This is a genomic window from Pectobacterium sp. IFB5596 (assembly GCF_021432585.1).
Lineage (GTDB): Bacteria > Pseudomonadota > Gammaproteobacteria > Enterobacterales > Enterobacteriaceae > Pectobacterium > Pectobacterium punjabense.
Window position 1 is genome coordinate 130851 of record NZ_LXFY01000032.1, and the last position, 15033, is coordinate 145883.

A 15033-nucleotide genomic window follows, 5' to 3' on the forward strand; every position below is an offset into this window, starting at 1 on the left:
CAAACAGGTTTATGACTGGCGCATTCCGACGGATGCTTCAGTACTGCCAGTTCAGGCTGAAACCGAAGACGGCCGGGCTGGTTTCAAAGCCATCAGGCTTGGAAAACGGAATGCCCGCAAACAGGTCATAGCCGGTGCTCAATACGTTGCCACGTACCCCGATGACACCACCTGCCAAATGGTTACCAATCAGCCGCTCTTTACTGTTGTTACTGATCTCGCCGTAATCCACACCCAGATACAGTTCCTGATTCTGAAGCGGCGTGCGCCAGGCGAGCTCATTGCGTACCAGCCAACCGTCGTCGGCGCTGAGCGTGAGCTCACCGTCAAAGCCGCGAACCGTCCAGCGGTTACCAATGGAGAATTGATCTTGTGCCGTCAGGCGGGTACTCGCGAGCTGACGGCGGTATTGCACGTTGTAGCGGAAAGCTTCATCAAACACGGCGAAGGGGACATCCAACTCGGAAGAGAACTGAATAATTTTTGACAGCCCGGTTCCTTCGTCGTTGGTTTCTTCTGGAACGGGCTGCGCCCCGAACCAGCGAGTGCCGCGCTGATAGCTAACGGCAGCATCCAGCGTGGCTTGGGAAATATAGTGACGATGCTGTAAGCCCAGACGCCATCCCGCCGTTTTACGCCGCTGTACCTCAACCTCGGTATCATTGACAAAATTGCGTGATTCACGCGTCATGACCTCATAACTCACCGACGTCTTCTGGCTACCGCTACGATGTAATACTCGACTCAGTTGGAAATTGAGGCTCTCGTTTTCACCTTTATAGGTATAGTTTTCATTCAATCCGGCTATCGTCTGGTGATAGTCATAACCGCTGGCGGTCATCCCCGCCTGCCAGTAGCCAAACGGCACCGAGTAGTGGGCAACGTAGCTCTTGCTGCCTTTACTGGTACGCCCTTGCAGATCGTGACCACCGTAGAGATAAAACGTGTCGCTAAGTGAAAAGGGATTATCGAGGAAAAGCGTCAGACCGCCCTGATAGCGCCCTGTGCTTTTGGTGCCGGAATCATCCAGCGTCGCACCAAGCCGCCAGTGTTTTGCTTGTTTATAGCTAACAACGATATCGCTTTCGCCCGGTTTCTCTCCCGGAACCAGTTGCATATCAGCCAGTGCTGTCGGCACGCGCTGTAAATTCTCCAGCCCCTGCTCGATATCGCGCAAATCAAGCAGTTCACCTTCGCGTGCAGGCAAAGCGCTATAGAGCTGAATATAGCGGTCACTGTCCGGCGACAGCGTTATCTTGCCAACCTTACCGGCCATCACCACCAGCTTCAGCGTACCGCTTTTCAGATCCTGAGCAGGTGCCAGCACGCGAGCGGTCACATAGCCGTGATTCACCAGACGGTTTTGCAGCGCGCTCATTAACAGGTTAATGCCTTTACCGCCCAGACATTGGTTCACCGCCTGATCGGCCAGCCGCTGCAACGGTAGCCAACTGGGAAAATCCTTCTTTCCCTGTAATTCCACCTTGTTAATGGGAAAGCAGGGCGTCATCTCCACGGGAAAATGCAGCCGTGTCAGAAATGCCCCTGGTTCTTGCAGGCGGACATCCGGAGCCTGAGGTGAAAGCTGTCGCTCTTGCGCACGCTGCCGTTCCTGCTGATTGATTTGCTGTTGGTTGATCTGACGTTGATCGAGCTGTTGCAACTCAGCGGGCGTAGCCGCATTCGCCATGACTGCAAAGAAAGGTAAAGGCAGCGTGAACAATAACGGACGAAACGATACAGAGAACGTTAATGGGATAGATTTTATTTTATTGATTTTTAATGATAAAAAATCAAAACAAACGATCCTTGTCATGATAAATAAACCTGAAAATGAAAATAATTAGTTACATTTTCATCTCGGATAAACATATTAGGAATGGGAACAGTCTTATTCGTTCTTATCTGTCATTGGCAGAACAGCGGAAAAATAAAGGGGCGAGCGTAGCGTTCTGATAGGTTTACATGTCGAAGTATCTATCGCGTGACGATGCGGTTCTGAGGGAGTACCGTCTGTTCCCTTAGCTAAAGCGGGTAAGGAAACAGACGGTGGGGCATTTAATGATTAGCGAGCATCGGCCAGCGCAATGTTCTGACGCAAACCGGGCAGAGCATTGTTCATTTCCACCTCTTCTCTTGCGATCTGAAAACGGGAAACGGACTGTTGCAGGTTAATAACCTGCTCCTGAAGCGCATTTGCTGAGGTCGCCACTTCGGATACCAATGACGCATTCTGCTGCGTCACACCGTCCATCTGATTAATAGCGATATTAATCTGCGAAATGCCGCGGCTCTGCTCGCTGGAAGCCAGCGTGATTTCATCCATGATATCGACCACTTTTTTCACATCCATCAGCACTTCGTCCATGGTATTACCCGCCAGTTCAACCAGCCCTGCGCCCTTTTCAATACGGCTGAGGGAGGCATCAATCATGGTGCCAATCTCTTTCGCTGCTGTCGCACTACGTGCAGCCAGCATCCGCACTTCGGAAGCCACCACAGCAAAGCCTTTACCATATTGACCTGCACGGGCAGATTCTACCGCAGCGTTCAGTGCTAACAGGTTAGTCTGGAAAGCGATGCCGTCTATCACCCCAACAATGTCGGAGATTTTGGCAGAGCTTTGCTTAATAGAACGCATCGTATCAACCACTTCGGTGACAACATTCCCGCCGCGAGACGCAGAATCCGAAGCTTTCTGCGCCAGATCGTTGGCTTTACGCGTGTTGTCTTCGTTGTTTTTCACCGTTGACATGATCTGCTCCATGCTTGAAGCCGTTTCGTCCAACGAGGCCGCCTGCTGCTCGGTACGGCTGGAGAGATCGATATTGCCGGATGCGATTTCCTCAACGCCGATGCTGATCGCATCAGTACCGTTACGCACCACGCGCACCATGTTTTCCAGCCCGTCACGCATACGCTGAACTGCGGCGAACAACTGCGCAATTTCATTTTTCCCGCTGCTATCAATCTGCGCACGCAGGTCGCCTTCCGCGATGCGGTCAAAGACGGAAATAGCCTGATTCAACGGTTTCACGATAAGGTTGGTCATCACGGACCAGGCCAGTGCAGCCAGCAGCAACGCACAGGCAATCGCGGCGTACAGGATGGTTTCCATGAGTTCCACACGCCCATTCGAATCCGCGTAGGCTTCATCAATACTCTTCAGCTTGAAGGCAACCAGCGCTTTAGAAGATTTATCAAACGCGGCATACAGCACTGTCGACTTCCCTGCACGCTGGCGATATTCATCCAGATTCCCGGCGTTCAGCGCCGCAAATGCCGGGTCAATAAACTCTTGCATCAGCGTATTACGCTTCTCGGCCATGTCCGTAGAAATGACTTTTTCTTCTTCGGACTGCGGATATTTCAAATATTCCTGCCATTTCTCGCTGGCACCATCGACCTTGCCTCTGGCACGTCCCAGTGCGACTTTAGCCGCCTCGACATCCCCTTTGCCCATTAATGATTCGTACAGACGTAAATCTAACCGACCACGCAACAGCAGTTCGGAGCTGTCATTCAACGCAACCAACCCTGGCAGCACTTCCATATCGACACGGGCAAATGATTTATTCCCCGACTGAACCGCAACCAACCCTAACACGCCGACAAAAAGCAGTAGCGCCGCTAATGAAAACACCATCATGCTGAGTGCAGTACGGATCTTTATCTTACGAAACATAAATTATCCCTGTGGTCTGAAAATAAGAAAGGGTGGGCGCCAGCTCCAGATCAGAGCCGTTCAGTTATTTACGTAATAGTCGTTATTCATTTTCCAGACGTGTGAATTTCCACGAACTGAAATAAACTGGTTATAAAACCGTAATAAAATAAAGAAACGTATAAAGAAAATAATGATCGACAGAAATAGACTTTCTGTCGACCGTTAATATTTATTTTTTATTCTTTTCCTGAGACTGATTTTTGTCTAAGAAACGTTGCAGCTCATCTTTATAAAACTTCGCCGACATCATCGTGCCATGCCCGCTGGTTTCGTTACTGGCGGGAATAAGGAACAAGGTCGCCTGCTTAATTTTCTTTAGCTCATTATCCAGGACGCCTGTTTCAACAGGATTACGCTCATCATCCGCAGAGTTAATCACCAGAACAGGGGCTTTAATTTTATTCAGCTCCGGCGCAGCATTATAATTTGCAGACGAACCCCAGATATAAATAAAGTCATTCGCATCGCTGGTTGATGGTGCGGCAAGACGATCCGCTACCAGTTTGTCCGCCTGTGCACGTGTCGGCGCTTTGCTCTGATAGGCCAGCGTTCCGCCAGTAGTCGCAATACTAAACATAATACTGGCCGTTTTTAGCGTCGGCGGCTGCTGCGTATAATCGCCATTATTCCAGGCTGGATCATTCTTGATGGATTCAATCAAGATGCGACGCATCATCCAGTTACGGCCAGACAGCTCGTTTGGCAACGACGCCATTGGCACCAATGCATCCATCATGTCCGGGTATTTTTCCCCCCAGAGCCAGGTCTGCATTCCGCCCATGGAATATCCCATCACCAGACGCAGGTGGTTAATCCCCAGTCCTTCTTTGATTAAGCGATATTGCGCCTGCACCATATCGTTATAATCGTACTGAGGAAATTTCATCCGTAAGCCGTCTGACGGCTTGGAAGATTTTCCAGAACCAATGCTCTCCGGCATGATAATAAAGTATTTGCTGCTATCCAGCGCCTGACCCGGCCCGAAAAGCTCTCCGCCAAAGCCATTTGCTAACAGCGCTTTAATCGGCTGATTCGTTCCATGCAGTAATAACACGGCAGGCTTGGTTTTATCACCGAGCGTGTAATAGTGAATGCGCAGATCTTTTAATTTTTCGCCGCTGTTGAAGGTAAATTCTGGCGCGATCCAATCGCCTTCTTGTGGTGCTGAAAAATTGGTCTGTGCATACGTTAATGGTGACAGCATTAACAGAAATGCACCCACCACCCCTGATAGTATTCGGTTAACCATAAATAGCTCTTCGGTAATCATGAAGTCGTGAAGCCGCGATTTTAATGTCTATTAGGAAAAATCCCAATAAACATAAGTGAGCTAATAATAAAAAGATATTATTATCTGATTTTTTTATTTATAACGAAATATTCTATAAGAAGTTTTCAATAGAATGACATTTAACGCATTCCCGTTAATCGTCTGACTACGCCGCTCATACTTTCCGCTCGGCATTAACGTCCATAAAAACAACAAAAAGTGGGAAAAGTCGTTCATATCGCGAACAAGAATGCCGATAGTGCGCGGTGATATCCGCACACTATCGGCATAAGGAAGGGGTAACATTGGCGTTGAGGATCAGTGCTGATTCATTTCTCTTTCAATTGTTCTCAGCCGCTCGTCCATATCTGGGTGTGTACTCAGCCAATCGGGTAAATCCAGCGATTCAACCTCATCCCCGCTGCGGTCGTGATTGAGCAAGGCTCGATACATTGCCTGCATTGACTGAAGCGAACGCCCTTGTTGCTGCATTTTTGTTATTGCCCATGCATCGGCCTCCCGCTCCATATCGCGAGAAAACTGCATCTCGTTGATAAAGGCGGCAGACTGCAACACGGTATCACCGATTCCACTCACATCTCCCGTCATCCACATGAATGTCAACGACACCAGCGATGAGCGCACCACCATGCGCATTGGATGGCGATAGGCGTGGTGCGCCATTTCATGCAGCATCACCGCCGCCAGTTCGTTGTCATTTTTCGCCAGCTTCACCAGATCGTCACTGATAATCAGCGTGCCATCCGCCAGCATGAAAGCGTTCGGTCCGATAGGCGCAGCCATGATCTCCAGACGCAACGGCGTTTTATCTTCCCGCATATCGGCGGGCATAACCTGCCGAAACAGCGTTTGCATCGCCTGCTGACGTTCAATAGGCAGTTTGGAAGACTTAAAATCACTGTGCCGCAGCAGCTTCAGCGTATGTTGTCCCAGTTGCTGTTCGATAGCGGTAGGGATGCGTAGCGCCAGCGCGGAACTCGCCCAAGGCAACACCACGTAAACGTAGTTTATGACGATCAAAATCGTGGCAAATAACGTGAAAATCACACCACGCTTATGGCGTTCCAGCCGATGGACAAACCCCGGCCGGCGTCGTGCGGAATACCAGGCACGAAAAACGGGATCGTCGGCAGGAACAAAACGACCGCCATCAGGAAACGTTAATATCAGAGGAATAGAACCCAGCGCATCGGAAACCGTGACCTGCTCCAACGCAAATGTGGTGTTCGATGACCCGGTGTTCAGCACCATCGTCGAACCATTGTCCGTTAAATGAAGAGAAGCGGCCACGCGGGCCGCCAATCCGGGGTATTGATAATGCCCCTCAATATTCATATTCCTGCCTTACAGGCCGACACCCAAATCGAGCGCCTGCACCGCTTCTTCGGCCAGTGCGCTGTTTGCTGTGTCCTGATGTGCCTGAACGTGCAGCAGTGCCAGATTGCCTTCAACCGCTGTCGCATTCGCGATATAGCGTGCATGGCGAATCTCTGCGACTGGTGCAGCCCAACCCAAAGAGAAAATAGTGATCAGGCTATTGGTTATCAGCAGCCCCATGTAAGACATCGTTTGCATGGAAGAGTGCAATTTCACACCACCGTTCAGCGACGTCTGATTAAACAGATAATTACGCTGCGCGACCACCAGATAGCTGCTGGAAACCAGCACACCCAGCAGCGCCACAACAACCATCATGATCATATTAAAGACGTTGCTCAGCAGCATCATCATGACGAGATCTTCATTTCCACCACCCATCATAATAGTTTGGAATAGCGTGAAGAAGAATGAGCTCATGAATGACAACGATGCGATCAGGAAAGGAACAAAAATCAGCAGGCTAACCAGGGAGAATTTAATAAACGCTGCTTTCGTTAATTCTGCGTTAAACGCGGTTTTACCGAAGAACAGATTATTCACATAGAAATCAAGCTGCATCATTTTCATGATGCCATTTACCGCGGCAAACCCCGGAATAGCAATAGCCAGCGTAATAAACCCAATCAGAATTGGGCTATTGCTCTGCATACCGATCATGATAACCACAACCAGAGCAATATAAAAAGCCAGCAGTAACAGGATAGGGCAAAGCAGCAATACCCAATACGCACGGCCCGTCTTGCAATGATAGTTAAAACGGACGCCGCGATAACTAGACATAATGGCACCATAACGCCAGTTGCGGATCACGATAACCGGAATAAGTGCCGCAAATGCCAATGCAAGAATCGTCCCCAGCGTGGGTGACATCGCCAATACAAAATAAAACAGAATCAAACCGGCGATAACCAGCAGACGTCCTTTAAGGATCTGAATAGGCTGCGCGTGGTAATCAAAACGGTCACCGTTAATTTCTGTATTACCGTAAAAATAACGACGCCGACGCACCGTGGCCCAGGCAGAATAAATACCGAGAGTGATGACCGTTAATAACGCATTCACCAGCCAAATTGCAAAATATTCCCCAGCCTTACCATGAAACTGCACGCGATGCAGCGCGCTATCTTTTGAAGTATTGATGGTCATAACCCTTTCATCCTAAAAGAAATAAGCCAGATAAACGTATTATTCGATACGTTAGTGGCATACAAAAAGCGGCTCATTTAAGCATGTCCTGTTAATCACAACAATAAAAGTTAACAAAAATCAAACAAGTTCATATACTTACTAATTACATGGAATAGGGAAATCCACAAAGTAAAAAACACATTGATAACGTGAAGTCGGCGAGTATAGACGTTGCATCAATGTGGCCTGAAATGGTATTACAATCGGCCAAGATCATTACCCTCGTAAACCGTAAGAACAAGAGTACGTATTATGACAACCGCGACCTCCACCAATCTTCAGCTACGTCCAATCACCGAACAGGACGATGCAGCCATCGCACAAGTCATCCGCCAGGTTTCTGCTGAATTTGGTTTGACGGCCGACAAAGGTTACACCGTTTCCGACCCTAATCTGGATACGCTGTTTACTCTATATAGTCAGCCGAAAAGCGCCTACTGGGTGGTTGAATATGACGGCCGGGTCGTGGGCGGCGGCGGCGTTGCCCCGCTGGTCGCAGGGGAGGAGGATGTGTGTGAATTACAGAAGATGTATTTCCTACCCGTCGTGCGGGGTAAAGGTTTGGCACGTCAGCTAGCAATACAGGCACTTGATTTTGCACGTGAGCAGGGTTTTCGCCGCTGCTATCTGGAAACAACCGGACACCTGACCAGCGCGATCCGGCTGTATGAATCACTGGGCTTCGAGCTAATTCCCCACTCAATGGGTAACACGGGTCATACCGATTGTGAAGTGACGATGCTGAAGGTACTGTAATAGGCTGAAAGTACGGTAATAACGCGCTGTCATACCGAATAAAAAACGCCGCAGGGGTTCCGGCGGCGTTTTCAGTGAGGCGTGTTCTTTCGAGTTAATGACTCAATAATTAGTGGCGCTTGCCGTCATCATCTTCATCATAAAAATCTTCGTCATCTCCGTCTTCTTCGCCTTCACCATCTGGATCTTCGAAGTAGGTGCCCCAACCGTCGTAATTCACACCGTGGCGTTCTGCCAACGCCAGCAGCTGTTCTACCTGTGCGTCGATCAGTTCCGCATTCAGCGCAACTTCACTGATGGCATCACAGCACATCAGCAACACGCCATCTTCCACTTCCAGTTCTTCCGCATCCGTCACTTCGTAGCCCAGTTTGAAGGCTTCTACAGCAACTTTTTCCAACACTTCAAACTTCTCAGCGGAGAAATGGTGTTCAATGGTATAGAGCGCGTCAGGATCGCTGCCATCATCCAGCAGTTCTTCAATGATCAGGCGTGTCTCTTCCCGTTGTTCTTCCAGTAATTCGCGATTTGCCATGCCTCAGTCCTCATTAATCGACGTAATATTGCTTATTGTCCCACAGCCCTGCGGCTTGCTCCACCACAAAGTTTGATATCACCACTTGAATTTGAATAATTACACATATAAAGTGAATTTTAATTCAATCAATAGTATTGAGCCACATGGAGAGATACATCATGCAACCATTCTATAAACGTCACTTTTTAAGGTTAATGGATTTTACACCCGCAGAAATTGCCCATCTTTTAACTCTGTCAACGACACTAAAGGCTGATAAAAAAAACGGGACCGAAGCCCGCCGCCTGCAAGGTAAAAATATCGCACTCATCTTCGAAAAAGATTCGACTCGTACTCGCTGCTCTTTCGAAGTTGCTGCATACGATCAGGGCGCGCAAGTGACCTATCTCGGCCCGAGCGGTAGCCAAATCGGTCATAAAGAATCCATCAAGGATACCGCACGTGTACTGGGAAGAATGTACGACGGCATTCAATATCGCGGCTACGGTCAGCAAATTGTGGAAACGCTGGCGCAATACGCCGGTGTGCCAGTGTGGAACGGACTGACAAACGAATTCCACCCCACACAGTTGCTGGCCGATCTGCTGACAATGCAGGAACATTTGCCAAGTAAAGCGCTGTCAGAGATGACGCTCGTTTACGTGGGCGATGCGCGCAACAACATGGGCAACACCATGCTGGAAGCGGCAGCGCTGACCGGATTAGATTTACGCCTTGTTGCGCCAAAAGCCTGCTGGCCGGATGCCGGTCTGGTGGCTGAGTGTCAGGCAGCGGCAGAGCAAACGGGTGGCAGCATCACGCTGACGGAAGATATCGCCGCAGGCGTTGCGGGCGCAGATTTCATTTATACCGACGTTTGGGTTTCCATGGGCGAGCCGAAAGAGACCTGGAAGGAGCGTATCGCACTGCTGAAACCGTATCAGGTGAACACGGCGATGATCGCCGCAACGGGCAATCCACAGGTGAAATTTCTGCACTGCCTGCCTGCATTCCATGATGACCAGACGACCATGGGTCAACAAATGGCGGAACAGTACGGCCTGCACGGCGGAATGGAAGTCACGGACGAGGTCTTTGAATCCGCACACAGTATCGTGTTCGATCAGGCGGAAAACCGCATGCACACCATTAAAGCCGTGATGGTCGCCACGCTGGTACAAGATTAAGATTTAGCCTGCCTTTGATGTGTTTAAAAACAGATCAGAGGTAGGCAGTCCCTCAGGTAATCGACACATGCCCTTTTATCAGAAAAAAAGGAGGAATGTAGTTATCCCACCCTTTTTGGTTGCAGTGTTGGATCAGGGCGGTGCTGTTTGCCACACCTGCTTTATCACAGCAACGCGTTATCCGGTTACGAAGCGTTGAAGAACTTATACCGAGTATGTCCGGAATACGGTTCTGCTTCACCCCGCTCTGTAGTAAAAGAACAACCTCCCACTCCTTGTCTGTAAAAATATTTGCCGGTCGGGTGAACACAACGGGCTTCCTTTCGCATGGCATAAGAAAGGTTGAAAAGTAAACATTGGTGATTTCTATGTAAGTGCAAACAATCCCGTCATTGCCATCATTGAGCCGCCAAGGGCGCTTCTCCACCAGAAAAGACCTGAGTCTATTTCGTCTTCCGTAATCAAATGTTTTGAGGACAATACTCATTTCATTTGTGGTCAATATTTTTTGGTCGTCATGCAGTATATGGCCGTAGTGCTCGCTGATATCAGGCGTTAAGTCAGTGTCGAGACAGCCTAAAAGTTTATTTTCTGTTACGCCGAAATACTGGCATGCCATCTTATTGCCATAAACATACTGGGAGTTACAGTCCTTTATTGCCCAGCCAAACAAAGAGTTATCAAAGTAATACTCAACAGGAGTCAAATCTGGGTCCATCAGGTTAGCCTCTGATAATGATATGTCCTTTTTTCAGAAAGAACAGCGGGATGTAGTTATCAAATCGGTTATCTCTACAGTATTCCTTTAAGCCTGATAGTGAATTCAAGCCTGTTTTTCTGTAGCAACTTCGGAGTCTGCTGTTAACGGCATCGACGGTGATTGAGAGGATGCTGCTTATATCTTTAAGCATCATCCCACAGACAAGCAGGTAAATAACCTCCCACTCCTTCTCGGTAAATATTGTAGAAGGGGGCTCGAAGGTGGAGTGTTGAATTATAGTTCCATTTAGCAACGAGGTCGGTGTGATGATCCTAACATGTCTGACGCTGATAACTGTGCCTATACAGTTGCGATGTTCATCATAGATTGGCTCCTGAATATTGTAGGCAGGCTGCATTATTTTTTCCGTGCCTTGAATATGCGTTGTAATGGCTCTCACCGCCTTACCCGTACGCTCTATCTCTCGTTCCTGCTGGTTAAAAATGTCTGAAAATTCGGCAACAGGAACAGGGATATCCCTAATATTCAAGCCTTCATAATCATAACGAGTTGATATGGTTTGCCAGGTTTTAAAGGTGTTATTGACATAAATAAAACGGGAGTTTGTGTCTTTTATTGCCCAGCCGACAAGAGGGTCGCCTTCGAACATGGCGATTAATCTGTCAGGTAATGTAATTTTTTTCATCAGCGCATCCCTACATTAAAATTACCCTACATAAAATATGCCGTACCTGATATGCACCTGTTTATAAAAACTAAAATAGAATAAAAAGTCTGTGACAGGCCAATGCCAGGGAAAACATCCTACATAATTTAAAGTAATAATATACCTATAATCGAAAGATCATGAGATTTTCTAGCAAGAAAATCATTTTCTGAATAATGCCAGTCGGTTAAGCAGCTGACTGGCTATTTTTTTCTAGGCCTTGCGGTATTTATGTGGTTTTTCCTTTACCACTCTGTAGAAGGGGAAAACCACCGAGAGGCATCTGAGGCATTATTGCCATTCTTTTCTTCCATTGTATGGTTGAACGTTCCTTGTTCACAGAAATCCTACACCAGCGATGCGTCGATTTTCACCACGGCTTTGCGCACGTGCGCGGGTTCGCCAACAGCACACAGCGGTTTGTGCACTTCACCTGGGAAGAAGACGACAAAATCCCCTTCCTGCATCACAAACTGTTTTTCCTGCTCGCCCGCAGGCAGGAAAGCAATGTCTTTATCCGCCAGCCAATCGGTATCCGGTTTGCCCGCAGGTAGGTTGCTGAACGTCATCCCTTCCACACCGGACAACACAATCTGAATGTCCAGATATTTGGCATGATACTCGGCGCGGCGCTTTTCCAGCAGATCGGTGCTGTCGTTGGAGATCAGCACGAATACGTTGTTACCCTCGATATCGTGCTTGCCCAGCGGGGTATCCGCCGTGATATTTTGCTTCACGTACTCAATCGCTTCACGCAGTTTGGCAGGCAGATAAGGAACCAGATCAAGGTGGTGGACATTGCCAGTAATCATAAAAACCTCGTTGATAGAAAAAATGAAACCCTGTTTTACAATCCTTATACTCTCCAAATGTGACGCCCGCCAGCGCGTTAATCCGAAACAGTGAACTGCTCATCACTCTTCTCAACCACTCTTCCCCTGCCTACAGCCACCATGCGCATAGCACTCACTCCGCAACCGATTGCGATGCGTAAAAAACCACGTTTTCTGCTTGAAATAGCCTAGTCGGCGCGTATAATTTCCGACAGTTTGCCGGGAGGGGTCATGCACCGTTACACCAAAAAATCCGCTGCTTATGTTGGTTCTCAACCACAACTGCCATCCGGCAGCCAGCCAGCGTTTTCCTTTCCGTTGCTCAATCGATCAATTAAGAAAGCCCCTCAATGAGGGGCTTTTTTTTGCCCACCGTCCGGGCCGCCAGATACGACATTTCCTGTTTACTCGTTAGGAGAAAGACAACATGGTCAATCCGCTCTATCAAAAACATATTATTTCGATTAACGACCTCAGCCGGGAAGATTTAGAGCTGGCGCTGAATGTCGCCGCCAGCCTGAAAGCCAAACCTCAGCCTGAGCTGTTAAAACATAAAGTGATTGCCAGTTGCTTCTTCGAGGCCTCCACCCGGACGCGTCTATCCTTTGAAACCGCGATGCATCGCCTGGGCGCCTCCGTCGTCGGTTTCGCCGACAGCAATAACACATCGCTGGGGAAAAAGGGTGAAACGCTGGCCGACACGATCTCCGTCATCAGCCAATATGTTGATGCCATCGTGATGCGTCATCCGCAGGAAGGCGCGTCCCGCCTTGCCACCGAGTTTTCTGGCGGTATTCCGGTACTGAACGCTGGTGACGGCGCGAACCAGCATCCCACGCAGACGCTGCTCGATCTGTTCACCATTCAGGAAACGCAAGGCCGGCTGAATAACATCAACATCGCGATGGTCGGCGATTTGAAATATGGTCGCACCGTGCATTCACTCACGCAGGCGCTGGCTAAGTTCGAAGGCAACCGCTTCTACTTCATCGCCCCAGACGCATTGGCAATGCCGGACTACATTCTGAGCATGCTGAAAGAGAAGAATATTGCCTACAGCCTGCACAACAGCATCGACGACGTCGTCGGCGAACTGGATATTCTCTACATGACACGCGTCCAGAAAGAGCGTTTGGACCCATCCGAATACATCAACATCAAATCCCAGTTTGTCCTGCGCGCCGCCGACCTGCACCGCGCCCGCCCGAATTTGAAAGTGCTGCACCCGCTGCCGCGCGTCGATGAGATCACCATTGATGTGGATGCCACGCCTTACGCCTATTATTTCCAACAGGCGGGCAACGGCATTTACGCCCGTCAGGCGCTGCTGGCGCTGGTCTTGAATCGCGAACTGGTTCTGTAAGAGGAAAAAACCATCATGACACACGATAACAAATTACAGGTTGAAGCGATCAAACGTGGCACGGTGATCGACCACATTCCCGCACAGGTCGGTTTTAAACTGCTGACGCTGTTTAAACTGACGGCGACAGACCAGCGCATCACCATCGGCCTGAATTTGCCGTCCAACCACCTTGGGCGCAAAGATCTGATCAAGATCGAAAACGTGTTTCTAACGGAACAGCAGGCGAATCAGTTGGCGATTTACGCACCGCAGGCGACCGTCAATCAGATTGATGAGTATGACGTGGTGCGCAAGCTGGTGCCGACGCTGCCAGACCACATTACTGGCGTGCTCACTTGCCCAAACAGCAACTGCATCAGCCGTAGCGAACCGGTGTCATCGTCATTCAGCGTTAAGCAACGCGATGGCGACGTTCACCTGAAGTGCAAGTACTGTGAGAAAGAGTTTGAGCGTCAGGCTGTGCTGCAAGATCGCTAGTTTTCTGCTTTGCCCCGTAATGGACATTGCCTGTCACGGGGCTTTTTTGAATAATGGCTGCGTCCGCGTTCCTTTTACGCCCCCACCAAGGAGATACCATGTCACGCATTATCAGCACTGAGCACGCCCCAGCCGCCATCGGCCCTTATGTTCAGGGCGTCGACCTTGGCAGTATGATCTTCACGTCTGGTCAGATCCCCGTGAATCCAAAAAGCGGTCTGGTGGCTGACAACATCACCGCCCAGACGCGCCAGTCACTGGAAAACGTTCAGGCGATTGTGGAAGCCGCTGGCCTGAAAGTGTCCGATATCGTGAAAATGACCGTGTTCGTGAAAGACCTGCACGATTTCGCTCTCGTGAACACCGCATATGAAGCCTTCTTCAACGAACATAGCGCACCATTCCCGGCTCGCTCTTGCGTTGAAGTCGCCCGCCTGCCGAAAGACGTGAAGATCGAAATCGAAGCGATCGCCGTTCGCCGCTAACGTTCGGCAGCGCCATCCCCAAAAAGCGCACGATAACCGATGCGCTTTTTTTTTTGCTTTTTCTTTCGTCACAGCAAGCTCGTGGGCATCCCAGGCACATATTACGGTCAAAAAACAGACGAGTTTCTGCCAACCCGCGCGTAGCAAGCCTCCACGCTTTAATCGTCTTTTTTGACTATTTTTTGTTCAGGTTCAAATTCGCTCCGACATGATGATTTCTTTGCTCTACATCAATTTTGCAGCGATAAAAGCGCAAACACCCCTACGCAATTTCAATATATAGTGCCTATCCTATAAACACGACCTACATATAGTGTTTATCCACAGTATCATCCACAGCCCTCTGTAACCCTTGTCGGGTAGGGCTTTTGCCTGTGGATAACCTTTCTAGAGGAAGAA

At 49.2% G+C, this 15033-nt stretch carries 14 protein-coding genes; 5 read left to right on the top strand and 9 right to left on the bottom strand.

Annotation, left to right across the window (positions count from 1 at the left end):
• Positions 1–37 precede the first annotated feature (37 nt).
• The 5 genes from A6301_RS20460 to A6301_RS20480 all read right to left on the bottom strand — a co-directional run bounded on the left by A6301_RS20460 (position 38) and on the right by A6301_RS20480 (position 7544).
• Positions 38–1690 carry a ShlB/FhaC/HecB family hemolysin secretion/activation protein gene (locus tag A6301_RS20460; RefSeq protein WP_234258652.1) on the bottom strand — a complete coding sequence of 551 codons (1653 nt, stop codon included), beginning with the start codon at positions 1688–1690 and terminating at the stop codon, positions 38–40.
• A gap of 375 nt (positions 1691–2065) precedes the next feature.
• On the bottom strand, positions 2066–3685 hold the full coding sequence (locus A6301_RS20465; RefSeq protein WP_107169445.1) for a methyl-accepting chemotaxis protein: 1620 nt from the start codon (positions 3683–3685) through the stop codon (positions 2066–2068).
• A 211-nt stretch (positions 3686–3896) separates the two neighbouring features.
• Positions 3897–4976, bottom strand: a complete 1080-nt coding sequence (locus A6301_RS20470) for an alpha/beta fold hydrolase (protein ID WP_234258616.1) — start codon at positions 4974–4976, stop codon at positions 3897–3899.
• A gap of 339 nt (positions 4977–5315) precedes the next feature.
• The gene (locus A6301_RS20475; protein WP_234258617.1) at positions 5316–6353 is read right to left on the bottom strand and encodes a M48 family metallopeptidase; all 1038 of its coding nucleotides are present in this window, start codon (positions 6351–6353) and stop codon (positions 5316–5318) included.
• 9 nt (positions 6354–6362) lie between these two features.
• Positions 6363–7544 (bottom strand): YjgN family protein, encoded by a 1182-nt coding sequence (locus tag A6301_RS20480; RefSeq protein WP_234258618.1) that lies wholly within the window; start codon positions 7542–7544, stop codon positions 6363–6365.
• A 294-nt stretch (positions 7545–7838) separates the two neighbouring features.
• Here A6301_RS20480 and A6301_RS20485 point away from each other — a divergent pair, with 294 nt between their 5' ends.
• Positions 7839–8342, top strand: a complete 504-nt coding sequence (locus A6301_RS20485; protein ID WP_107169441.1) for a GNAT family N-acetyltransferase — start codon at positions 7839–7841, stop codon at positions 8340–8342.
• Positions 8343–8451: 109 nt separating this feature from the next.
• On the opposite strand, the gene rraB is transcribed toward A6301_RS20485, so the two are convergent.
• Positions 8452–8877 carry a ribonuclease E inhibitor RraB gene (rraB, locus tag A6301_RS20490; RefSeq protein ID WP_012773090.1) on the bottom strand — a complete coding sequence of 142 codons (426 nt, stop codon included), beginning with the start codon at positions 8875–8877 and terminating at the stop codon, positions 8452–8454.
• A gap of 161 nt (positions 8878–9038) precedes the next feature.
• On the opposite strand from rraB, the gene argF reads away from it, so the two are divergent.
• A complete protein-coding gene (gene argF, locus A6301_RS20495) occupies positions 9039–10046 on the top strand; it encodes an ornithine carbamoyltransferase (RefSeq protein WP_107169440.1) in 1008 nt (335 codons plus the stop codon).
• Between the two features lie 52 nt (positions 10047–10098).
• Here the strand turns inward: argF and A6301_RS20500 are convergent, their stop codons facing one another.
• The 3 genes from A6301_RS20500 to A6301_RS20510 all read right to left on the bottom strand — a co-directional run bounded on the left by A6301_RS20500 (position 10099) and on the right by A6301_RS20510 (position 12285).
• Positions 10099–10764: a PAS domain-containing protein gene (locus A6301_RS20500; RefSeq protein WP_234258619.1), complete on the bottom strand. Its 666-nt coding sequence runs from the start codon at positions 10762–10764 to the stop codon at positions 10099–10101.
• 4 nt (positions 10765–10768) lie between these two features.
• Entirely contained in the window at positions 10769–11452 is a 684-nt protein-coding gene (locus A6301_RS20505; RefSeq protein ID WP_234258620.1) for a helix-turn-helix transcriptional regulator, read from the bottom strand.
• A 368-nt stretch (positions 11453–11820) separates the two neighbouring features.
• On the bottom strand, positions 11821–12285 hold the full coding sequence (locus A6301_RS20510; RefSeq protein WP_205540809.1) for a YhcH/YjgK/YiaL family protein: 465 nt from the start codon (positions 12283–12285) through the stop codon (positions 11821–11823).
• A gap of 448 nt (positions 12286–12733) precedes the next feature.
• Here A6301_RS20510 and pyrB point away from each other — a divergent pair, with 448 nt between their 5' ends.
• The 3 genes from pyrB to ridA all read left to right on the top strand — a co-directional run bounded on the left by pyrB (position 12734) and on the right by ridA (position 14634).
• Positions 12734–13669, top strand: a complete 936-nt coding sequence (gene pyrB / locus A6301_RS20515; protein WP_107169436.1) for an aspartate carbamoyltransferase — start codon at positions 12734–12736, stop codon at positions 13667–13669.
• A gap of 15 nt (positions 13670–13684) precedes the next feature.
• Positions 13685–14149, top strand: coding sequence for an aspartate carbamoyltransferase regulatory subunit (gene pyrI, locus A6301_RS20520; RefSeq protein WP_039491703.1), 465 nt, complete (start codon positions 13685–13687; stop codon positions 14147–14149).
• Positions 14150–14247: 98 nt separating this feature from the next.
• Complete coding sequence (gene ridA, locus A6301_RS20525) at positions 14248–14634, top strand: 2-iminobutanoate/2-iminopropanoate deaminase (protein ID WP_039354809.1); 387 nt, start codon at positions 14248–14250, stop codon at positions 14632–14634.
• Positions 14635–15033 lie beyond the last annotated feature (399 nt).